This window comes from Micromonospora sp. NPDC005237, assembly GCF_040607775.1.
Taxonomy (GTDB): Bacteria; Actinomycetota; Actinomycetes; order Mycobacteriales; family Micromonosporaceae; genus Micromonospora.
Genome location: NZ_JBEXHJ010000009.1, coordinates 321,643 through 342,437 on the forward strand (window position 1 = coordinate 321,643; position 20,795 = coordinate 342,437).

Here is a 20,795-nt window from a genome sequence, read left to right on the forward strand (position 1 = left end):
CGCGGACGTGTCAGCCCTCGGGCTCGCCTCAACTGCGCGAGCGCGGCAGGCAGTCCTTCTTGTACTTCAGGCCCGAGCCGCACCAGCACGGGTCGTTGCGCTCCGGTGGCCAGGGAACCCGCGAGCTGGGTCGCGCCGACACCTCGACCGCGTAGCCGGCCCGGATCGCCGCGTCGGTCGGGTCGCCGTCGCGGCGACCGGCGAACGCGTCCAGGCCGGCCACTGTCGCTCTGAACACGCCCAGCCCGGTCCGGCCGGCACTCGTCAGCCGTACCAGCTCCTTCTCCAGCCGGGCCCGGTGCGCGTCCCAGTCCGGCCCGTACACGTCGGTCAGCTCGGGATGCTCGGCGAGCAGACGGTCGAACTCGGCCCGGGGCCAGAGGAGCAGATCAGAATCAGCGCCCTGACGCTCTGCGGCCCGGCGGACGAGCTGGTTCTCCAGGCGGTCGGCCAGATCGTCCTGCCGGTCGTGCGGCAGGTTGAGATTCCGGCGTACCCGGTGACGCTGTTGCAGCAGGAAAAAGAGCACACCGGGCGCGTCCGGCGGGCCGACCTCCGGGTCGGCCGCCGCCCCGGCCCGCTCACCCAGCAGGGTGTCGACCGCCTCGCTGAGCCACGTCTCGGCGATCGCCGAACGGCCGGCCGCGTCCAGCGCCGCGCTGACGTAGGCGGGCGCGTCGGGCTGCGTGAGCAGCAACGGCCGCAGCGCGGTCAGCTCCGCCATCGCCTCGTCGTCCCGACCGCCGGCCTGGAACATCGCCCGGGCCCGCAGCGCGCGCACGACGCCGGCCCGGGGATCGTCGGCGGACGGGTACGCCGCGAGCGCCTCGTCCGCGTACCGCAGCGCGGCGTCGGGCCTGGCCCGGACCTGGGCGATCTCGGCGGCCAGGGTCAGCGCGTCCCCGGCGTCGTCCGGATCCTCCAGGCGGCCCTGCCGGGCCGCCTCGGCGACGTCGGCGGCGACACCGAGCGGGTCGGCCGCCCCGAGCGCCGAACGGCGGAGTTCGGCGAGGTCAGCCTTGGTGAGTACGTCTCTCGTCGGCACGACCTCACGGTACGTCGGCGTGCTTCCGCCCGGCCGAATTATGGCCATCTGCCGTCAACCAGACCTCGATAGCGTCCGGTCGCCAGTTTCTCGACCAGATCGCACAAAGGCGGAGTTATGGGCACGGTGGATCGCCGTACGTTCCTCAAGGCAATGGGTGTTCCCGCGATCGGCGCGGCGCTCCCGCTGGATCTCAGCAAGGCGCTCGCCATCCCGGCGAACAACCGGACCGGCTCGATCAACGACGTCGAGCACGTGATCATCCTGATGCAGGAGAACCGGTCCTTCGACCACTACTTCGGCACCATGCGCGGCGTACGCGGCTTCGGTGACCCGCATCCGGCGACACTGCCGTCCGGCAAGGACGTCTGGCACCAGCCCGACGGCGCCGACGAGCTGCTGCCCTTCCGCCCCGAGGTGAAGGACCTCGGCCAGACCTTCCTGCCGGACCCGCCGCACGGCTGGAACGACGGGCACGCCGCCTGGAACGACGGCCGGTTCGACGGGTGGGTGCCCAACAAGGGCGTCACGGCGATGACGTACCACACCCGCCAGGACCTGCCCTACCACTACGCGCTCGCCGACGCCTTCACCGTCTGCGACAGCTACCACTGCTCGCTGATGGGCCCGACCGACCCGAACCGCTACCACATGTGGAGCGGCTGGGTCGGCAACGACGGCAAGGGCGGCGGTCCGGTCATCACCAATGCGGAGGCCGGCTACGACTGGTCGACGTACCCGGAGCGGCTGGAGCGCAACGGCATCTCCTGGAAGATCTACCAGGACGTCGGCACCGGCCTCAACGCCGCCGGCTCCTGGGGCTGGACGAACGACCCGTACATCGGCAACTACGGCGACAACTCGCTGCTCTACTTCCACCAGTACCAGAACGCGCAGCCCGGAACGCCCCTCGCGGACAAGGCCAAGACCGGCACGGAGATCCGCACCCAGGGCCGCGACCCCGAGGCGCTGCTCGCCGACTTCCGGGCCGACGTCGAGGCGGGACGCCTGCCGCAGGTCTCCTGGATCACCGCGCCCGAGGCGTACACCGAGCACCCGAACTGGGAGCCGGCGTACGGGTCCTGGTACATCTCCCAGGTCATCGACATCCTCGCGTCGAACCCCGAGGTGTGGAGCAGGATGGCGCTCTTCATCACGTACGACGAGGAGGGTGGCTTCTTCGACCACGTGGTCCCGCCGACGCCTCCGCAGACGCGCGAGCACGGGCAGTCGACCGTGCCGACCACCAACGAGATCTTCCCCGGCGACGCCGACCACCCGGCGGGCCCGTACGGTCTCGGCATCCGCGTACCAATGATCATCGTGTCGCCGTGGACCCGCGGCGGCTACGTCAACTCCCAGGTCTTCGACCACACCTCGCTGATCAAGTTCCTGGAGACGCGGTTCGGGCACGGCCGGCCGGACCTGGTCGAGAAGAACATCACCCCGTGGCGACGGGCCGTCGTCGGTGACCTGACCACGGCCTTCGACTTCCGGCACCCGAACCGGTCGCGTGAGGTCACGCTGCCGGACACCGACGACTTCAAGCCCGACGACCTGGTCCGGCACCCCGACGAGGTTCCGGTGCCTCCGGCCGAGGGGCGGTTGCCCAAGCAGGAGCGCGGCGTACGCCCGGCACGGGCGATCCCGTACACCCTGCACGCCGACGGCCGCGTCGCCGACGGCGCGTTCCGGATCGACTTCCGCAACACCGGCGGCGCCGGCGCGGTCTTCCAGGTCCGCCTGGCCGGCAGCACGGCGGTGCCGCGCAGCTACACCGTCGAGCCGGGCAAGCGCCTCACTGACACCTGGGCGATCGAGTCCTCCTACGACCTGTCGGTGCACGGGCCGAACGGCTTCTACCGCCGGTTCGCGGGCGGCCGGTCGCAGCTCGACGTCACCGCCTCGTACGACGAGCACGACCACAAGGTCGTCCTCACGCTGGGCAACCAGGGCGCGAAGCGGGTCGAGGTGACCGTCCGGGACGGGTACCACTCCCGTCCGGTGACGCTGGCGCTGCGGCCCGGCCAGGCGGAGCGGGCGACGTGGGCGCTCGCCCGCACGCACGGCTGGTACGACCTGACTCTCACCGTCGCGGGTGACGCCGCCTTCGCGTACCGCTACGCCGGTCACGTCGAGAACGGCAAGGACAGCATCAGCGACCCGGCCCTCGGCGGGTTGGTCTGAGCGACGCCGCGGCACCCGGACCGCTGCTGGTCCGGGTGCCGCGGCAGGACGGATCCTCCGTTGAGCGGTATGACTCACCGGAATACTTATGACTCTGAGTCATACCGCTTGTCGCCACGTCCGTCCCCCGCACCCGGCACGCCCCGTGACACCCCGTGCCCGGGGTGGCCGAGCCCTCGGACGGCGTTCAGTCGTCGGCGCCGTGCCCGACGGAGGCGGCCGGGGCGCTGCCCCAGACGGCCTTGGCCCCGGAGTCACCCACCCGGTAGACCTGCACCAGGTTCGCTACCGCCACGACCACGGCCAGCACCGCGACCACCACCGCGAGCGCCCTCGGCGTTCGGCGGGAGTCGCTCGACCGGGTGTCGCGGCGGTGCAGCCAGACCAGCGCGACGGCGGCGACCAGCAGGGGCAGGGCGAACCAGATCAGTGTGTCACCGAGTTCGGCGTGCTCGCCCGGGTCGCCGACCCGGTGCTCCAGGCTCTCCCCGCTGGAGGTGGCGAGCGGGATCGCGGCCGTCGCCAGCGCGGTGATCAGGACGACGAGCCCGCCGTAGCGGCCCCGCCACGACGGTCGGACGGCCAGCGCGGCGACACCGAGCGCGGCCAGCGGCAGGAGAACCACCACCGCGTGCACGACGAGTGGGTGCAGCGGCAGTCCGTTGACGGTGTCGGGCACGGGGTCTCCTCGGCGCTCGGGATGTCACTGCCCGTCACCATATTGCCGAATTCTTGCGAAGTTCTTGCGCCCTCGAATCCGAACCAGCAGCGGCGTCGGTGGGTCCCTCAGGATGCCGGCAGCAGCAGCGTGAAGGTGGCACCCGCACCCGGAGCGCCGGCCACCGTGATCGAACCCCGGTGCGCGTGCGCGACCTGCTGCACGAGCGCCAGGCCAAGCCCGAACCGGCGACCCGCCCCGGCCGTGCCGTGCGCGAAGCGCTCGAAGAGCCGGTCCGCCTCGGCCGGGTCGAGGCCCACACCGTCGTCGCTGACCTCGACGGCCACCTGATCGGCGTGCCGTCGCACGGTCACGGCGACGTTCCCGCCAGCGGCGACGTGCCCGATCGCGTTGTCCACCAGGGCGGTCGTCGCTCGCCGCAGCGCCGTGCGCGCTCCATGGACCAAGGCCTCGCCGGAGGTCTCCACGCGCAGCTCGACCGTCCGCTCCCGGGCGTACTCCTGCATGCTCGCGACCACCTCGCGGGCCACCTCGCTCAGATCGACGACCGCGGCCGGTGGCGGCTGATGCTCGGCAGCGGCGGACACCAGCAGGTCCTCGACCACGTCGCCGAGCGCCCGGGTGTCCGCGACGAGCTGGTCGAGCTGGTCGGTGAGTCGCGCCGCCGGCTGCGTCTGGGATCGTCGGGCCAGCATCTGTGCACGGGTGTGCAACACGGTGAGCGGGGTGCGCAACTCGTGCGAGGCGTCGGCGACGAAACGGCGTTGCAGAGTCAGCGCGGTGGCCAGGGGCGCGACCGCCCGCCGGGCGAGTAGCGTCGCGGCCACCAGCGCCCCCGTCAGGCCGGCCAGTTCGGCAACCAGGAGCGCGACGCCGAGCTGCCCCTGGCGTTGACGCAGCGGCGCGAGGTCGGCGGCGACGGCCCAGCGGCTGCCGTCCGCTCGGTCGGCGACCAACACCCGTACCGGATGGTCGTCTCCCGCATCCGTGTCGAATCGCCCCGGCTGCCGTCCCAGCGCGTCGCCGAGGACCCGGGCCAGCTCCGGCGAGGCGCTTTCAGTCACCTCGACGGCGCCGGATCCGGCCGCCCTGTGGGCCAGGAATTCGCCGGGCGGCGGGTCGTCGGTGTCCTCGGCCATCGCGAGCACCTGAGCCAGCTCGGTGTTCAGCGCCCGCGATTCCTGCCGGCTGGTGAGGACGAACATCAGCGCACCGACCAGCAGCAGCACCACGCCGATCGCCCCGGCGGTCTGCGCCACACTGCGCCGTCGGGCCTGGACCAGTCGGGCCTCGTCCACGCCGTCAGACCGCGCCGATCCGATAGCCGAGACCGTGCACCGTACGGATCGCCCCCCGGCCCAGTTTGCGACGCAGGTGATGCACGCAGGCGTCGACGCTGCCCGGTGCGTCGGCGTGGTCGAACGCGCTACTCAGCAGCTCGGCACGCGTGAAGACCTTCGTCGGCCGGCCGGCGAGGGCGCGCAGCACGGCGAACTCGCGGGCGGAGAGCGGAATCTCCTCGTCGTCGTCGAGCACTCGCCGGTTTCCGACGTCCAGCCACCGCCGCCGCCCCAGCGGCAGCCGGCCCGCCGCGTCCTGGTGTCGACGGCGCAGTGCCCGCAGTCTGGCCAGCAGTTCAGGGACCTCGAAGGGCTTGACGAGGTAATCCTCGGCGCCCGCGTCGAGCCCTTCCACCCGGTCATCCAGGGCGCCCCGGGCGGTGAGCAGCAACACCGGGCACGCCACACCCCGCGCCCGCAACCGGGTGACCAACCCCAGCCCGTCCAACACGGGCAGCCCTCGGTCGACCACCAGCACGTCGTAGTCGCGGGCCAGGGCGCGGTGCAGGCCGCTCTGCCCGTCGCCGGCCACCTCGACCTCGTACCCCTCCTCGGTGAGCAGGTCGGTGAGCAGCGCGCTCAGCGCGCCGTCGTCCTCGACCAGCAGCAGGCGCGGGCGGGCAATCTCCACCCGGCCAGTATTCCCCCTGACCACGACCCCGCCCGGGATGCTCAGAACTCCTCGTACACCGCCGGGTCCTGGTCCGCGAGCCGCCCGTCCGGGCGGGCCAGCGCGGTGATGGCCTCGACCTGCGCGTCGGTGAGCTTGATGTCGAAGACGTCCAGGTTCTCGATCTGCCGCTGCGGCGACGCGGCCTTGGGCAGCGGGATCACCTGGCGGGCCACGTGCCAGGCGAGGATGGTCTGCGCCGGGCTGACGCCGTGGGCGTTCGCGATCTCGGTGATGACAGGATGCTGTCGCAGGTCGTTGCCGTGCCCGAGCGGGCTCCAACCCTGCACGAGGATCCCGTGCTCCCGGTGGTAGGCGATCGCCTCCTGCTGCGGGAAGTACGGATGCACCTCGATCTGGTTGACCACCGGGGCGACCCCGGTCTCGGCCACCAGCCGGTCGATGTGCTCGGGCAGGAAGTTGGAGAGACCGATGTGTTTCACCAGCCCGCGCTCCCGTGCCTCGATCAGCGCGCGCCAGGCCTGCACGTACAGGTCGACCTTGGGGTTCGGCCAGTGGATCAGGTACAGGTCGATCCGGTCGAGGCCCGTGCGGAACACACTCTCCTCGATCGTGGTCAGCGCCTCGTCGAAGCGGTGGTGCCGCCCCGGCAGCTTCGAGGTGACGACCAGCTCGTCGCGTACGTCGCCCGCCGCACGAGCGGCCCGACCCACCGCGCCTTCGTTCTCGTAGTTGACCGCGGAGTCGATCAACCGGTAACCCGCCCGGATCGCTCGCCCGATCGCGTCGACACCCGCCGAGCCGTTCAGCTGGTACGTGCCGAGCCCGATCGCGGGCAGCGCGGTGCCGTCGGCGGCCGTCAGGTGCGGAATCGTCATGCTGGGGACCCTACCGGTGCGTCTCGGATGGCGAGTGCGGCCTGGATGAGCGCGGCGTGGGTCAGCGTCTGGGGGTAGTTGCCGAGGTGGGCACCCGTCGCGGGGTTCACCTCTTCGGGGTAGAGGCCCAGTGGGCTGGCGTACTCAACCATGGCCTGGAACAGTTCGACCGCCGCGCGGCGACGCCCGGTGCGGGCAAGCGCCTGAACGAGCCAGAACGAGCAGGGCAGGAACGCGCCCTCGGTGCCGGGGAGGCCGTCACGTCCGGGCGGGTAGCGGTAGAGCAGTGGACCGCCGGCGGAGAGCCGGCCCTGGATGGCGTCGATGGTGCCCCGTACCCGAGGTGACTCGGTCCGATCCATACCGAGCAGCGGCAGCACGAGCAGAGCCGCGTCGAGGTCCTGGGATCCGTAGCTGCGGACGTAGCTGGCCGCCGTCGGGTCGAAGCCGCGCGTCCGGACCTCGGCGGCGATGGCATCTCGGGCTGTCTGCCAGCGTCGACGTTGGCGGTCGGGCAGGGGGTGCGTGTCGGCGATGGCCAGGGCGCGGTCCAGGGCGAGCCAGCCCATGAGCTTGGAATGGACGTGTTGCGCGGGCTCGCGTACCTCCCAGATGCCGGCGTCCGGCTCCTGCCAACAACCGGCGACCACGTCGGCGAAACCGCGCACCGCCCGCCACGTCTCGGGGTAGAGGCGGTGTCCGGCCCGAGCGAACGCCCAGGCCGCGTCGATCACCCAGCCGTAGCCGTCGAGCTGGTGTTGGCCGGCGGCGCCGTTGCCGATCCGTACCGGACGGCTGTCGAGGTAACCGGGCCAACCGGCCAGTTCTCGTTCCGCTGGTACGTGCCGACCGTGCAGGGTGAGCAGCGCCGGCAGGCGCGGTCGTTGCAACCGACTGGCGTGCAACAGCCACGCGAGGAAACCGCGGGCCTCGTCGGTCTTGCCGACGCTGAGGAAGGCGCTGACGCCGATGCTGGCGTCACGGGGCCAGACGTAGCGGTAGTCCCAGTTTCGTACCCCACCGGGATCCTCGGGCAGTGACGTGGTGGGCGCGGCCACCGGCGCTCCCGAGGGCGAGTAGGTCAACAGCCGCAAGGTGAGCAGGCTTCGTGCGACGTGTTCCCGGAACGGCAGCCGCTCGTCGATCTCCGCGGTCCAGGCCCGCCACCGGGCCTCGTCCTCGATGAGCAGTTCCCAGGCGGCCGTCGGCTCGACGTGGATCACCGGTTCGCGGTGCGCCACGGCCAGCACGAGGGTGACCGGCCGGCCTGGCCGGACCGTGATCGAGGTGGGTCGACCCGGTTCGATTCTGAACCTGGGCGTGCTGTCCAGCGCAAGCGCGAGCGGCCCCCACTCACACACGAGGGCCTGGCGTCGGTGGTGGACTCGGGGCCGGCGGCGCCGTGCGCCAAGGCGGGGATCGAACTCCACCACCGCGTCGAGGGCTGCCTGCTCGGCCGACAGCCGTCGCACGATCAGTGTCGTGGGCAGCAGGCGACCGCTGACCTCGGCCACCATCGCCTCCGTGAGGCGGAGCCGGCCGCTGCCCACCGCCCAGGTGGTCTCCAGGGTGGCGGTGTGCTGCCGGTAACGCCGCTCGACGACCGTGGCCGGCCCGGCCGGGCCGACCCGGAACGTTCCTGCGTCCGGGCCCCCGACCAGTCTGCCGAACAGGGGATCGCCGTCGAAGCGTGGTACGCAGAGCCAGTCCATGCCGCCGTCGCTCGCGACCAGGGCGGCGGTACGGGTGTCGCCCAGCAGGCCGTAGTCGCTGATCGGTGCCGAGGGTCGGGGACACGTGGCGTCGGGCCCATCAGTCATGGAGATCGCCCCGTGCCGAGCCGCGTTGGCAGGCGTCAGGCGCGGACGACAGTCCCGCGCGGGTCACCGGGCTTGCAGGAGCAGCCCGAGGAAAGCCCCGTAGACGACGTGGACGACAGCCGTGACCAGGGGAGTCTGGATGCCGTAGTTGACGGCGAACAGACCGGGTGGCTCCAACACCGCCGTGCTGGCCGGCCCCGCTCGCTGCGAGGCCATGCGCGGGTGGACACCAGGAAGCAGCGGCAGAAGCACCGTCAGCGCGATCCCGACGTGCACAATCCCGAACAGCGCCCCAATCCACCAGGTGGCGCGGTGCAGCAGCGCGAACGCGGCCGCGTAGCCGAGAGCGAAACCCTGACCGGCGCAAAGGTGAAGGAAGAACCCGACGACACGCGCCCGATCGGGATCCTCGGTGACGAAGGCCCCGAGCACCAGGGGAAGGTCGAGCCGAGTGAGGCCGGCCAGTTGAGCGGTGATCATCGCCGCGGTGAGCGCCGCGGTGGCGACCAACCCGAACAACGCCCATCCGGCCCAGTCCATCTCAGCAGTCGTCGACGTCGCGGGCGTTCTCGGTCATCGGTCCACCCTCCGGCTGAGCAGCGCGAATCCCACGGCCCGGACCGGACACCCGCCCACCGGGTGCCCGGTTTCTCACCATAAGCCACCGGACCTGTCGCGCTGACCTGCTCGCCCAGACGTCCCTTGACGAGTTGACAGCGAGACGGGGTAGTCGGTCAGTGCCCTGCCCCAACCGGGGTGGCCTCTGGTTCGTCCAAGATACTGAGGACAACACCGAGGGGACCCTGTTGTGGCCGGTTGGGAGCGGGTGCTGACGGATCTCGTCAGCACCAGAGGTGCCGCGCTGAAGCGCTACGCCTTCCTGCTGTGCGGCGATGACAGCGACGCCGAAGACCTGGTGCAGGACGCGCTGGTGCGGGTGTTCACCCGGCAACGACGCGACGAGATCGGCAACCCCGAGCAGTACGTTCGCAAGGCTGTACTCAACCTCTATCTCGACCGGGTCCGCCGGCGCGGTGTGTGGCGGCGGGTGCTGCCGTTCGCGCTGACGCCAGATCGGATCGACGACGCCTCAGACGCCGCCGACGCTCGCCACGACCTGCGCGCGGCGCTCTTGGCGCTCACCCCACAACAACGAGCGTGTGTCGTCCTCTACTACCACGTCGATCTACCGATTCCAGAGATCGCCGCGCAACTCGGCTGCGGCGCCGGCACGGTGAAACGCCACCTGTATGACGGGAGACATCGCCTGGCCGGCCTGCTGCACGACGACACCAGGGAGGACGACCGTGCCGTCCGATGATCACCTTTGGCGGGACAGCCTGGCAAGCCTGGCAGACCGGGCCGATCCACCGTCGTTCGCCGCCGATCGCCTGCGCACACGTGTCCGGCGGCGGCGCGCTCTGTTGGCGGCCGGAACCGGCGCGGCGTCGATCATGGTGGTCTCGCTGGTCACGGTCGCCGCCGCCGGGATCGTCGGCGGCGGCGATCCAACCACCGGCACGGGCGCCACGCCGGGGCCGTCGACTCCCACCAGGCCCACCGCAGAAGAGCCTGCGGCGTACGTCTGCGGCGACCGCTACGACCACCCCGGTTCAACTACGGGAGGCATCCTCACGGCGGAAGTGTCCTCGGTAACCAGGGTGAACGGCGACTCCGGTCCCGCGATAACGGTGACATTCGCCGCCGCGCGGGCAGTCCATGTGGCCTCCAGTCCGCCATCGCTCCTTCAGGTGCTCTACCTGAAGGACGGCGTGATTGTCGGCGGAGGGCCGATGGTGAACCGGCAGGGCGAGACTCGCGGCCAGGGCGTCGACGCGATCCGAGACGGGTTCGATCTCGCTCCCGGCAAGCCTCACGAACAGCAGCTCGGTCCGCGAGAAACGTTGTGCCCGTCAGTGACCTGGTCCGAGATCTGGGCCACGCCGGACCGCTACCAGGTCGCGGTGGTGCTCGGCCCGGTCGAAGACCGCGGCAAGGAGCTCATTCTCGGTGTTCCGCTCCCGCCCTCGGTCGCCTCGCTGGTGGTGAGAGCGGCACTGCCGGGCTGAAACACGATGCTCAGCTGGAGCGCCACCTCATCACGCATAGCAGTCCAGAGGCGAGTGGCCGAACAGACCGAGTGTGGGCGGGCGGGGCCGCAGCGCCACGGCGACGGGCAACTATTGGTTCGTGGTGCTGGCGGTCGGTTGGAGGTGCGTGAGCAGGGTGCTCACCTCGGTGTGCAGGCGTCGCAGCTCCGCCGCCGTCGGGGCCAGCTCATAGCAGTGGTGGTGCGTGGCGGTGGAGAGCGTCGCCCAGGCGAACGCCACCCGGCGGGCGGTTTCAGTGCCCGGCCCGAGTCGGCCACGCAGCATCAACTGCTTCGCGCGGCCCTGCGGGCATACCGCCACGGCCGGCTTGACCCGCTGCCAGTAGCCGTCGACGCCGCCCTCCAGGGCGAGCCGGATCAGGCAGGCGCAGGCCCGAGGCCACCAACCGGCGCTGACCGCCGCGGCACCGAGCAGACCGGACCCGCGCAACAACTGGTCGGCCGCCGCCAGGCAGCGCTGCGGCGTCGGCGCGGTCACGACAGCGCCGCCGCGAGGAGGCGGGCGTCCGCGACCAGGCCGGGCAGGTCCGCCAGGTACGCACCGTGGACGCCCTCCCGGCACGCCTGGTACGCGTTCACCGCACGTCTTCCGTGCCGGCGGCCGAGCCAGCCGAGCACCTCGCCGCCCTTCTCGGCATCGTCGAACGCCGCCATCGCGACGATGGTGGCCAGCCGACGCGACGCGTCCACGATGGCCGCCTCGATGTCGGCGTGCGGAACACCCCGCACCACCCGGGTCCGCCAGACCGTCCGGTGGCAGGCAGCCTCCACCGCCGAGCGGCACAGCTCGGCGACCACTGGCCCGCGCACCTCGGCGGGGATCTCCTCGTTCCGCGACAACGCGTACGCGTCGTCCAGGTAGCGGGTCACCGGGTCGGAGCCGGGCCGCAGCGTCACCACCGACTTCTCCGCCCGGGTCACCTCGATGATTCGTGCCTTGCCGATGTCGAGCCGGCGCACCGCGTCCGGCAAGCGCGTGTCGTGGGTGAAGACCACCACCTGCCGCTGCTCGGCCAGCGCGGCCAGCACCCGGGCGAGCCCGTCCACCTTCGACGGGTCCATGCTCTGCACCGGGTCGTCGACCACGATGAACCGGAACGGGCTCTCCGGGGCGCAGCTACGCGGCAGGAAGGTCGCCAACCCGAGCGCCTGCATCTCACCCTGGCTCATCACCCCGAGGGCCGTGCCGTTGTCGGCGCCGTCCACGCTGACCGGGAAGACCACCCGCCGTCGGGTGTTCGCGCCTTCCAGCGTCATCGCACCCAACTCGACGTTGCTCTCCTGCCGCAGCTGCGCCCAGATCTGCTGGGAGTGCTCCGCGAACGGCGCGACCCGCTCGTTGCGGATCTGCGTACCGGCGTCCTTCAGCCACGCGCGCGCGGCCTTCAACCGGGTCAGGGCTGCCTCCCGCGCCGGCAGCCCGTCGGCGGCGGCCACCCACTCGCGCACGTCGGCCGCCGCGGCCCGCCAACCGGTGTCGCGCTGCCGCAGGAACCCTTCGGCGTACGCGCGGGCCGCGTCCGCCGCGGTCACCACCGCCGGGTACCGCGCGGCCAGGTGGTCGGCCAGTTCGGCCGGCTCCCCGGGTACGCGCCGCAGCGCGGCCACGGCGTCACGCAGTGCCCCGACCGTCGGCTCGGACTCCGAGCCCTCGGGCACCGCGAGGTCGTCGATCAGGTGGTGCGCCTGCCGCAGCAGAGCCGTCAACCGGGTCGTCGCCGTCTGGGCGGCGACGCTGCGCTGCCGAAGCTCGGTGAGCGACTGCGCGGCCGCGGCACGCCACCCGCCGTCCAGGGTGCCGGTGGCGCACACCGGGCACGACCCGTCGCCCTCGTCGTCGTGGTGTTCGAGGGCGAGGCGGAGCAGCTCGGCGCTGCGCAGCGCGGCCCGGGACCGGCCACCGTCGTAGCGCAGCGCCTCCGCCGCCGCCTCCCGCAGCTGACCGGCCAGCCGGGTCACCTCGTCGACCGGCGGCGGGGCGAGGGCGGCGAGCTCCCGGCAGAGCAGCACCTCCCGGTCGGCGGTCGCCTCGTCCGGCTCGTCGAGGATCGCCGTCACCGCCGCGAGGTCGACCGAGCCCCGGCCACGCAGCAGAACGGCGGTCCGCCGAGCCCGATCGTCGGCGATCCCCGCAAGCGCGTCGGCCAGGGCGGTGCGCTGTGCGCGTACCTCCTTGATGGTGGTGTCGTGCGGCCGGGCGGCGCGCAGCAGACGCTGGTCGGCGTCGGTGAGCGCGTCCAGGCCGAGGATCGCGAAGAGCGCGTCGAAGAGCTGGCTCTGCGTGCCAGCGGCGAGCTTGCCCAGCTCGGCGGCGGTGAGGAACGGCCGGTACAGCTCCAACGGGCGGGCCAGACCCAGCTCGGAGAGGCCCGGGTGCCGACCCTGGGCGCTGGTGACGGTCACCTCCGCGTCGGCCAGTTCGGCCCCGACCGGCCAGGCACGGTTCACCCGGGTCGGCGTGGGCACCCCGTCGACCCGCAGCTCGACGTCGACCCAGCACGGGTCCGGGTTGTGCAGGTTGCGCCATCCCGTACGCCAGACGCTGGTCTTGTCGGCCCACCGGGCGCTGTCACCGGTCAGGGCGAGTTCGACGGCCTCGGCGAAGCTGGACTTGCCGGAGCCGTTGCGGCCCACGACCAGGGTGAGGCCCGGACCGGGGTCGACCTGGAGGGTCCGTTCCGGGCCGACGCCCCGGAAGCCGGCGACGGTCACCGACTTCAGCCAGATCCGCTCCGCCGGACCGTCGTCGGTAGGGAGGCGGGTGTCGAGCCGGGTCGGGGTGCCGGCGAGGGCGGCGGTCAGGTCGTCCTCGCTGGTGAGGGCGGCGAGGACCAGCTCGGCGGTCTCGGTCGGTACGTCAGCGGCGGCGAGCCGGTCGAAGATCAGCTCGATCAGGGGCGTGGTGGGCGGGGGAGGCTGGGTCATGGTCGTCTCCAGGCGTGTGGTGTCCGCGGACCGACGGGTCGTCGGTCCGCCCGGGTGAGCGGTGGATGTGCGTTACCGTGGTCGCGCGGTCAGAGCGTGACGTTCGCGTGCCAGTCGCGCAGGAACGCGTCGACCAGGGCGTGCGCCCGAGGACGCAGGTCGAAGGATTCTTCCCGCCGGCGGCGGGCCATGTGGCACAGCGCGTCGGCAGCCTCGTTGAGTGGGTGGCCGCTGTGGCCCTTCACGTGTGCGAAGGTCAGGTCGGGGCGGTGGGCGACCTGGTCGGCGAGCCGGACCAGCGTCGGCTTATCGGACCAGCGGCGCTGCCGCAGGCTGTAGCCGGCGGGCATCGCATCGGTCTCGCCGGCCTGCCAGCGGTGCAGGTACCGCACGGCCGTCAGGCTGTCGAGTAGCACGGTCATGCCCGCTGGCGCCTCGTCATACCCGGTGAGCAGATGGTCGACCGCGCGCAGTTCGTTGACGAGCACCCGGGATCTGCCGGTCGGGTCGAGCCGGCCGGTGCCCCGTCCGAGCAGACCGTAATGGCCGTCGCTGGCCACGTACCCGATGCCACCTGCGCGGCCCTTCCAGCTGGCGTCGGTTGCTGCCACCAGCGGACCGGACGCCTGCGCCCAGCGGAGCACCCTGCCGCGCCCGGGCTCCTGGTTGGGGTGTGGTGAGCAGTCGGCCTTGTGCCCGGAGTGTTCGGTGTGCTCGGCGGCGAGGCGCTCGGCGGTGTCGAGCAGATCGCCAGCGGAGGTCAGCTCGTCGTAGTGAGCGGCGGTGAGGGCGAGGTGGACGGCATCACCGACGCGCTGGCAGTCGTCGCAGCGGGTCAGGCGGATGTAGGGGCGAAGTATGAGGATGCGGTCGTGCAGGGGCGGGGGGAGCTGGGTCAGGGCGCGGAGGAACTCGTCGGGGCGCACGACGCCTCCTGACGTCTCAGGGGGAGGTTCAGAGGACCTTGATGGAGTCGACCTGGAGCAGCGCGACCGTGGTCTCGCCGCCGATCTGGGTGTCGTAGCTGAAGGAGCCGAGCACCGTGACGTTGGCGCGGAAGATGTCGTCCTCGACGAGGTTGTCGAGGTCCGACTCGGACCCGTTCAAGATGGTGTTGGTCTCGTAGTCGTACTCTTCGGCCATCCGGCGGTGGGCGACGTCCGCACGGAAGCTGTCGGTGCCGGTGGCCGCGTCGAACTGGGTGACCCGCCCGTAGACGACGTACGTCTTCCCCAGGTAGCTGTCCGGATCCTTGGCGATCAGCTTCCACTGCCGCTCGGTCAGCGTCTTATACGACGGCGGCTTCGGCTTGGGCGGCGGGGCAGCCTTCGTAGGGCTCGGGGCGGCGCTGGTGGGGGCAGCGCTGGTCGGTGCGGCAGTAGTGGGGGCGACAGTCGTCGGCAGGGCGCTGCTGGGACCAATCACAGGCGAGCTGCTGGCACCGACGGTCACCTTCGATTCGTCACCGTTGAACGCGCCGATGACAGTGCCACCGCAGCAGAGGGCGACGGCGAGCGCGATGCCCCCGACCGCCCAGGCCCGCACGTTGGACCGCTTCACCGGTGCGGCGGGGCCGGGTTCACCGACCAGGTTGGTCTCGGCCGCCGGACCGGCTACGTGCGATATCGAGGGCTGCGGCGGCCCAGTGGAATCGTCGGGCGGCGTCGGATTGGTCGGGTCGGTCATGGCGAGAGGCTCCTTCTGTGAACAGGTGGCTGTGAACAGCCGGGGCGGGCGGTGGTTGCCCGCCCCGGGGGTGGGGGAGAGGTCAGCCGAGGGTGACGTCGACGCCGCCGGAGAACATCGAGTCGTGCAGCTCGAGCTTGGCGAGCTTGACGTTCTTCGGGATGTCGAAGACCACGACGCCGTTGACCTGGTTGCCGGGGTTGATGTCGTTGAGGAACGTCTCGGCGTTCTTGTTCGCGTAGATCGCCGCGCCGGTGTCGGCGGAGTACTCGGTGCCGTCGGCCGCGTAAGCCTTCTGGCTGCTGCCGTCGAACATCTGGGCTTCCTTGCCGATGTTCTTCACGTTGACCGTGACCAGGCAGAACTGGCCCTGCGCCTTCGCGCCGAGCACGTCGCTGCCGATCTTGGCCACGCCGCACTTGGACGACTTGACCGTGAACTCGAACTTCCCGTCGCGGGCCGGCTGGCCAATCTTCGCGGTCTTCGCCGGCTTCTCCTCGGCCTTGGCGCCGCCCTCGTCGCCGTTGGAGCTGCTCGCCTTGGTGTCGCTGCTGGAGTCGCTCGCCTTGTCGGCGGCACCGGAGCCGCAGCCCAGGGCGATGAGGCCGGTGGCGAGCAGAGCGAGAGTGGTGGTCTTGCGCATCGTTGTCCTCCTGAAGTGAGCGGTGCGGGGTCAATGAGAGCATCGTCCGACAACACTGTCAACAGACAATCTCGTGCTTGACAGATGTGCGAGACTTTCGGCGTGCAGGAGAACCCGACCATCACGGCAGCGGAGATCGCCCGGCTCGCCGGTGTCGGTCGCGCTGCGGTCAGCAACTGGCGTAAACGGCACCCCGACTTCCCCGCCCCGGTGGGCGGGACGACGGCGAGCCCTGAGTTCGACCTGATCCAGGTCGAACAGTGGCTACGCGCCCAGGGCAAGCTCCCCGAGCTCGCCACCGCCGACCGGCTCTGGCGACACCTCGCCGCGGCCAGCGACTCCCCGGCCGCCGGCCTCGCGGCGGTCGGCGCTTTCCTGCTGGCCCGTCAGCGCGGCTCCCGAAGCGGCAACCCCGACGCGCAGCTAGCACCGCTACTGCCCGACGTCGACGCGCTCGCCGACGAGCTGGGCCCGCAGGGCGCGTTCGACGAGCTGTGGCAGCGGTTCTCCGCACCCGGGCCCGGCCGCCCCTTCGCCACCCCCGACGACCTCGCCGACCTGATGATCGGGCTCGCCCGCGTCGGCGGCGGCTCAGTCCTCGACCCGGCCGCCGGTTCCGGTGCCATCCTGCGAGCCGCCGTCCGCGCTGGTAGCACCTCCGTGTACGGGCAGGAACTCGACGAGGGCCTGGCCAAACTCGCCGGCCTGTGGTTGGCGCTGCACGACGTACCCGGCGAAGTCTGCGCCGGCGACACCCTGCGCGCCGACGCCTTCGCCGGCCGCGCCGTCGACGCCGTCGTCTGCCACCCACCGTTCGGCGCCACCAACTGGGGCGACGAGGAACTCGGCCACGACCCCCGCTGGATCGTCGGCACCACACCCCGTACCGAACCCGAACTGGCCTGGGCACAGCACGCCCTAGCCCACCTGCGGGTCGGCGGGCACGCGGTCCTGCTGATGCCACCCACCGTCGCCAGCCGCCGCGCCGGCAAACGGATCCGCGGCGAGCTGCTGCGCCGAGGCCACCTGCGCGCCGTCATCGCGCTTCCACCGGGGGTCGCGGCGCCGCACGGCGTACCGCTGCATCTGTGGGTGCTGCGACGCGCTGCGACGGACGCGCCGCCACCGGCGCGGGCGCTGCTGATCGACGCCGCCAGCGGCGACCTGGCCGATATTGCCCCACGCGTGTTGGCCGCCTGGCGGGCCTTCGCCGCCGCTCCGGACGGCGACGTCGAGGAGGCCGGGTTCGCCCGTGCGGTCCCGGTCATCGAGTTGCTCGACGAGGATGTCGACCTCACCCCCGCACGCCGGCAACCCGCCGTCGTGAGCGAGGCTTCCGGAGAGCATCTGGTACGCACCAGAGAGCGGCTGGCCGCCATCGTCGGTGAGCTACCGGCGTTGCTACCGGAGGTCACGCTCGCGCCCGACGGGCCGGACGGTCTCTTCCTCACGGTCGGGGAGCTGGCGAAGAGCGGGGCACTGCAACTCATCGGCCCGGTTCGCGCCGGCACGTCCACACCCGCACCGGACGGGCCACCAGTGCTCACCGTTCAGGACGTGCTCGCCGGGGTGGCGGCGTCCGGGCGGGTCGATGACCGCCTCGGGCAGGAGATCCCCCTCGCTGTGGGCGACGTGGTGGTGCCGGTGATCGCGCGGCAGCTCATCCCTCGGGTGATCACCGAAGAGGGGGCGTTGTTGGGGCGCAACCTCTACCTGTTACGACCCAACCCGTCCGCGCTGGATCCGTGGTTTCTGGCTGGCCAGCTGCGCACGTCGGCGAACGAGAAGCAGACGTCGAGTCTGTCGAGCACCATGCGGTTCGACATCAGACGGGCGCAGATGCGGCGGCTGTCGGTCGACGAGCAGCGGGTGCACGGAAATGCGTTCCGGCGTCTCGACGCGTTCGAGTCGGCGATCCGGCAGGCCGCGTCGCTGGGTGCTGAGCTGGCACAACTCACCGCGGACGGCCTGGCGCGCGGCTCGATCCGCCCGGACGACCCGCAGTGATCTCAGACCTCGACGATGGGCCAGTCGTCGCCGAGCACCTTGCGCACCTGATCAGCCCGAGACGTGATGAGGCCGGCAGCACTGCTGATCGCGAGGAACGCCGCGTGGCCGGCACCGAGGCGGCCGGCCTGCCGGGCCATGCCCCCGATCACCGGGCAGTCGTCGGCCCGGTCGACGTGCAGGGCCGGCGTGAGGACCTGGACGGCCGGGTTGCGACGCAGCATCGCCAGGTACTCGTGCTCGGTGTGGTCGAGCAGGCTGTACGCCTCGAGCAGGCAGACCAGCGGTACGGCAACGGTCGCATCGGCGTCGGCCGCTGCCACCATCGCCTCACCGACGGCCTCGACGCCCTGGGCGTACGCCATCAGGGCACCGGTGTCGAGCACGTAGACCGGTGCGCTCACGCCGCACTCGGCCGGTCGAAGTCGGCACGGACCTCGTCGACCGGACGCTCCAACAGCTCCGCCACCCGGGCGATCGCCGCCTCGCGCATCTCCGGTGTCACCTGGCGGGCGGCCAGCCGTCGCGCCGCGCCCTCCGGGTCGTACGGGAACTCGCCGTGCCCGGCCGTCCGCAGAGCGGCCCGCATGTCGTCGGATATCCGACGGCGGCGCAGCGCCTCAGTGACATACGCGGAAACCTGGCGGGCCGGGAGGGCATCCAGCTGCTCGGCCACGTCATCAGGGACGGAGATCGTCACACGCCGACTCATACTCGCGAGCCTAGCGAAGTATGAATCCTCCGTCAGCGACGACCCGCTGACACTCGGTTGATCATCTCCACCGAGTGGGGGACCCCGACAACGCCGGCCAGCAGCAATACTCCTGACTTAAGGCAATCGAAAGGAACCTGGTGAGTAACAAGCACCAAGAGCTCGCGAACTTCATCTGGTCGGTCGCCGACCTGCTCCGCGGCGACTACAAGCAGTCCGAGTACGGCCGGGTGATCCTCCCGCTGACCGTGCTGCGCCGGCTCGACTGCGTGCTGGAACCGACGAAGGACGCGGTGCTCGCGCGGCACGCGCAGCTCAAGGACCTGGGCGTGCAGAACATGGACCCGGTGCTGCGCAAGGCCGCCGGCCTGTCGTTCTACAACACCAGCGAGATGTCCTTCCGCAAACTGCTCGGCGACCAGGACAACGTGGCGCTGAATCTGCGCGCCTACATCGGCGGCTTCTCGCCCGGCGCGGTCGACGTGCTGGAGAAGTACGGCTTCGACACCCAGATCAGCCGCCTCGCCGAGGCCGGTCTGCTCTATCAGGTGGTCGCCAAGTTCGCCGACATCGACCTGCACCCGAATGTGGTCTCCAACCACCAGATGGGCTACGTCTTCGAGGAGCTGATTCGCCGCTTCTCCGAAATCAGCAACGAGACCGCGGGTGAGCACTTCACCCCGCGCGAGGTCATCAAGCTGATGGTGAACCTGTTGCTCGCTCCCGACGAGGACGACCTGGTCACCCCAGGCATCGTCCGCAAGGTCTACGACCCGGCCTGCGGCACCGGCGGCATGCTCAGCGAGGCCCAGGACCACATCCAGGAGCACAACCCGCACGCCACCGTCGAGGTGTACGGGCAGGAGCTCAACGGCGAGACGTACGCGATCTGCCGCTCCGACATGATGCTCAAGGGCGGCGACCCGACGAAGATCGCCTTCGGCAACTCGTTCAGCCAGGACGGCCACGAAGCCGAGCGCTTCGACTACATGCTCGCCAATCCACCGTTCGGCGTGGAGTGGAAGAAGGTCGAGAAGCTCGTCAAGGCCGAGGCGGCCCGCGGCCACGCCGGCCGCTTCGGCGCCGGGCTACCCCGGATCAACGACGGCTCGCTGCTCTTCCTCCAGCACATGATCTCGAAGATGAAGCGCCCCGAGGATGGCGGTAGCCGATTGGCGATTGTCTTCAACGGCTCGCCGCTTTTCACCGGCGGCGCCGGCTCCGGTGAGTCGGAGATTCGCCGCTGGATCCTGGAAAACGACCTCTTGGAGGGCATCGTCGCGCTGCCCGACCAACTTTTTTACAACACCGGCATCTCCACGTACTTCTGGATCCTCACCAATCGGAAGGATCCGGCCCGCCGGCGTAAGGTCGTGCTGCTCGACGGCCGCGACCATTGGGCCAAGATGCGCAAGAGCCTGGGGGAGAAGCGCAAGCAGATCACCGACGATCAGATCGCCGAGCTAGCCCGGGCCTACGTCGGCGCGTTGTCCATCGCGGACGACCCCGAGCATCCCCATCACCCCAAGGTGAAGGTCTTTAAGACCTCCGACTTCGGCTACCAGCGGATTACCGTGGAGCGTCCCCTGCGGCTGCGCTACGAGGTCACCGAGGAGAGGATTGCGCTGCTCGCCGAGGCGCGGGCGATTGTGAAATACGCCGAGTGCGAAACGCTGCTGGCGTCGGCGAAAGAGCTGCTAGGGCTGAGGTCGGCGCGCCGGGCTGAGTTCGCGATGCAGCTCGCGAAGCTGGGGAAACTGCCGGCGGCGGCGGAGAAGGCGGTGTGGGAGGCGTTCTCGATCAGCGACCCGGAGGGGGAGGCGCAGACCGACCGCAAGGGCAAGCCGCTGCCGGACGCCGACCTGCGCGACAACGAGAACGTCCCGCTCGACGAGGACATCCACCACTACCTCAAGCGGGAGGTGCTCCCGCACGTTCCCGATGCCTGGATCGACGAGACCAAGACCAAGATTGGGTACGAGATTCCCTTCACGCGTCACTTCTATGCCTACCAGCCTCCGCGTCCCCTGAACGAGATCGATTCAGAGATCAGAGCACTTGAGGCAAAGATCCAGCATTTGCTTGCAGAGGTGACGGAGTGACTGCGAGTGCATATGCAGTAGATGCGTCCG

At 70.9% G+C, this 20,795-nt stretch carries 19 protein-coding genes; 5 read left to right on the top strand and 14 right to left on the bottom strand.

The features are described 5' to 3' along the window. Positions 1 to 28 precede the first annotated feature (28 nt). Positions 29 to 1,045 carry an SEC-C domain-containing protein gene (locus ABZT87_RS25460; RefSeq protein WP_355138628.1) on the bottom strand — a complete coding sequence of 339 codons (1,017 nt, stop codon included), beginning with the start codon at positions 1,043 to 1,045 and terminating at the stop codon, positions 29 to 31. A 117-nt stretch (positions 1,046 to 1,162) separates the two neighbouring features. On the opposite strand from ABZT87_RS25460, the gene ABZT87_RS25465 reads away from it, so the two are divergent. Continuing rightward, complete coding sequence (locus ABZT87_RS25465; protein ID WP_355138630.1) at positions 1,163 to 3,232, top strand: phosphocholine-specific phospholipase C; 2,070 nt, start codon at positions 1,163 to 1,165, stop codon at positions 3,230 to 3,232. 187 nt (positions 3,233 to 3,419) lie between these two features. Here the strand turns inward: ABZT87_RS25465 and ABZT87_RS25470 are convergent, their stop codons facing one another. From ABZT87_RS25470 to ABZT87_RS25495, 6 genes are all read right to left on the bottom strand, one after another. After that, the gene (locus tag ABZT87_RS25470; RefSeq protein ID WP_355066315.1) at positions 3,420 to 3,911 is read right to left on the bottom strand and encodes a DUF2231 domain-containing protein; all 492 of its coding nucleotides are present in this window, start codon (positions 3,909 to 3,911) and stop codon (positions 3,420 to 3,422) included. A gap of 107 nt (positions 3,912 to 4,018) precedes the next feature. Continuing rightward, positions 4,019 to 5,209: a HAMP domain-containing sensor histidine kinase gene (locus ABZT87_RS25475; protein ID WP_355066313.1), complete on the bottom strand. Its 1,191-nt coding sequence runs from the start codon at positions 5,207 to 5,209 to the stop codon at positions 4,019 to 4,021. Positions 5,210 to 5,213: 4 nt separating this feature from the next. After that, positions 5,214 to 5,882 carry a response regulator transcription factor gene (locus ABZT87_RS25480; RefSeq protein WP_355138632.1) on the bottom strand — a complete coding sequence of 223 codons (669 nt, stop codon included), beginning with the start codon at positions 5,880 to 5,882 and terminating at the stop codon, positions 5,214 to 5,216. A gap of 41 nt (positions 5,883 to 5,923) precedes the next feature. Further along, positions 5,924 to 6,760 carry an aldo/keto reductase gene (locus ABZT87_RS25485; RefSeq protein ID WP_355138634.1) on the bottom strand — a complete coding sequence of 279 codons (837 nt, stop codon included), beginning with the start codon at positions 6,758 to 6,760 and terminating at the stop codon, positions 5,924 to 5,926. Beyond that, entirely contained in the window at positions 6,757 to 8,580 is a 1,824-nt protein-coding gene (locus ABZT87_RS25490) for a glycoside hydrolase family 15 protein (protein ID WP_355138636.1), read from the bottom strand. Before ABZT87_RS25490 ends, ABZT87_RS25485 begins: the two co-directional genes overlap by 4 nt. 63 nt (positions 8,581 to 8,643) lie before the next feature. After that, positions 8,644 to 9,120, bottom strand: coding sequence for a hypothetical protein (locus tag ABZT87_RS25495; protein ID WP_354856911.1), 477 nt, complete (start codon positions 9,118 to 9,120; stop codon positions 8,644 to 8,646). A gap of 268 nt (positions 9,121 to 9,388) precedes the next feature. On the opposite strand from ABZT87_RS25495, the gene ABZT87_RS25500 reads away from it, so the two are divergent. Beyond that, on the top strand, positions 9,389 to 9,901 hold the full coding sequence (locus ABZT87_RS25500; RefSeq protein ID WP_355138638.1) for a sigma-70 family RNA polymerase sigma factor: 513 nt from the start codon (positions 9,389 to 9,391) through the stop codon (positions 9,899 to 9,901). Then, positions 9,888 to 10,649, top strand: coding sequence for a hypothetical protein (locus tag ABZT87_RS25505; protein ID WP_355138640.1), 762 nt, complete (start codon positions 9,888 to 9,890; stop codon positions 10,647 to 10,649). Before ABZT87_RS25500 ends, ABZT87_RS25505 begins: the two co-directional genes overlap by 14 nt. A gap of 111 nt (positions 10,650 to 10,760) precedes the next feature. Here ABZT87_RS25505 and ABZT87_RS25510 read toward each other — a convergent pair whose 3' ends face one another. The 5 genes from ABZT87_RS25510 to ABZT87_RS25530 all read right to left on the bottom strand — a co-directional run bounded on the left by ABZT87_RS25510 (position 10,761) and on the right by ABZT87_RS25530 (position 15,944). After that, positions 10,761 to 11,168 carry a hypothetical protein gene (locus ABZT87_RS25510; protein ID WP_355138642.1) on the bottom strand — a complete coding sequence of 136 codons (408 nt, stop codon included), beginning with the start codon at positions 11,166 to 11,168 and terminating at the stop codon, positions 10,761 to 10,763. Continuing rightward, the gene (locus ABZT87_RS25515; RefSeq protein WP_355138644.1) at positions 11,165 to 13,615 is read right to left on the bottom strand and encodes an AAA family ATPase; all 2,451 of its coding nucleotides are present in this window, start codon (positions 13,613 to 13,615) and stop codon (positions 11,165 to 11,167) included. Before ABZT87_RS25515 ends, ABZT87_RS25510 begins: the two co-directional genes overlap by 4 nt. An 89-nt stretch (positions 13,616 to 13,704) precedes the next feature. Further along, complete coding sequence (locus tag ABZT87_RS25520; RefSeq protein WP_355138646.1) at positions 13,705 to 14,541, bottom strand: RNase H family protein; 837 nt, start codon at positions 14,539 to 14,541, stop codon at positions 13,705 to 13,707. Positions 14,542 to 14,569: 28 nt separating this feature from the next. Continuing rightward, on the bottom strand, positions 14,570 to 15,301 hold the full coding sequence (locus ABZT87_RS25525) for a hypothetical protein (RefSeq protein ID WP_355138648.1): 732 nt from the start codon (positions 15,299 to 15,301) through the stop codon (positions 14,570 to 14,572). 82 nt (positions 15,302 to 15,383) lie between these two features. Then, positions 15,384 to 15,944: a DUF4352 domain-containing protein gene (locus tag ABZT87_RS25530; RefSeq protein ID WP_355138650.1), complete on the bottom strand. Its 561-nt coding sequence runs from the start codon at positions 15,942 to 15,944 to the stop codon at positions 15,384 to 15,386. Positions 15,945 to 16,028: 84 nt separating this feature from the next. Here ABZT87_RS25530 and ABZT87_RS25535 point away from each other — a divergent pair, with 84 nt between their 5' ends. Continuing rightward, positions 16,029 to 17,951, top strand: a complete 1,923-nt coding sequence (locus ABZT87_RS25535; protein WP_355138652.1) for an N-6 DNA methylase — start codon at positions 16,029 to 16,031, stop codon at positions 17,949 to 17,951. A gap of 2 nt (positions 17,952 to 17,953) precedes the next feature. On the opposite strand, the gene ABZT87_RS25540 is transcribed toward ABZT87_RS25535, so the two are convergent. After that, positions 17,954 to 18,355 (bottom strand): hypothetical protein, encoded by a 402-nt coding sequence (locus tag ABZT87_RS25540; RefSeq protein WP_355138654.1) that lies wholly within the window; start codon positions 18,353 to 18,355, stop codon positions 17,954 to 17,956. Then, on the bottom strand, positions 18,352 to 18,663 hold the full coding sequence (locus ABZT87_RS25545) for a hypothetical protein (protein WP_355138656.1): 312 nt from the start codon (positions 18,661 to 18,663) through the stop codon (positions 18,352 to 18,354). Before ABZT87_RS25545 ends, ABZT87_RS25540 begins: the two co-directional genes overlap by 4 nt. Before the next feature lie 140 nt (positions 18,664 to 18,803). Between ABZT87_RS25545 and ABZT87_RS25550 the strand changes: the two genes are divergently transcribed. Then, positions 18,804 to 20,765, top strand: coding sequence for a class I SAM-dependent DNA methyltransferase (locus tag ABZT87_RS25550; protein ID WP_355138658.1), 1,962 nt, complete (start codon positions 18,804 to 18,806; stop codon positions 20,763 to 20,765). Positions 20,766 to 20,795: the final 30 nt, after the last annotated feature.

Excerpts from the sequence above, each read along its gene's own strand:
- ABZT87_RS25465 (WP_355138630.1), top strand. The coding sequence starts at position 1,163 with ATGGGCACGGTGGATCGCCGTACGTTCCTCAAGGCAATGGGTGTTCCC.
- ABZT87_RS25485 (WP_355138634.1), bottom strand. The coding sequence starts at position 6,760 with ATGACGATTCCGCACCTGACGGCCGCCGACGGCACCGCGCTGCCCGCG.
- ABZT87_RS25490 (WP_355138636.1), bottom strand. The coding sequence starts at position 8,580 with ATGACTGATGGGCCCGACGCCACGTGTCCCCGACCCTCGGCACCGATC.
- ABZT87_RS25495 (WP_354856911.1), bottom strand. The coding sequence starts at position 9,120 with ATGGACTGGGCCGGATGGGCGTTGTTCGGGTTGGTCGCCACCGCGGCG.
- ABZT87_RS25515 (WP_355138644.1), bottom strand. The coding sequence starts at position 13,615 with ATGACCCAGCCTCCCCCGCCCACCACGCCCCTGATCGAGCTGATCTTC.
- ABZT87_RS25525 (WP_355138648.1), bottom strand. The coding sequence starts at position 15,301 with ATGACCGACCCGACCAATCCGACGCCGCCCGACGATTCCACTGGGCCG.
- ABZT87_RS25530 (WP_355138650.1), bottom strand. The coding sequence starts at position 15,944 with ATGCGCAAGACCACCACTCTCGCTCTGCTCGCCACCGGCCTCATCGCC.
- ABZT87_RS25535 (WP_355138652.1), top strand. The coding sequence starts at position 16,029 with ATGTGCGAGACTTTCGGCGTGCAGGAGAACCCGACCATCACGGCAGCG.
- ABZT87_RS25545 (WP_355138656.1), bottom strand. The coding sequence starts at position 18,663 with ATGAGTCGGCGTGTGACGATCTCCGTCCCTGATGACGTGGCCGAGCAG.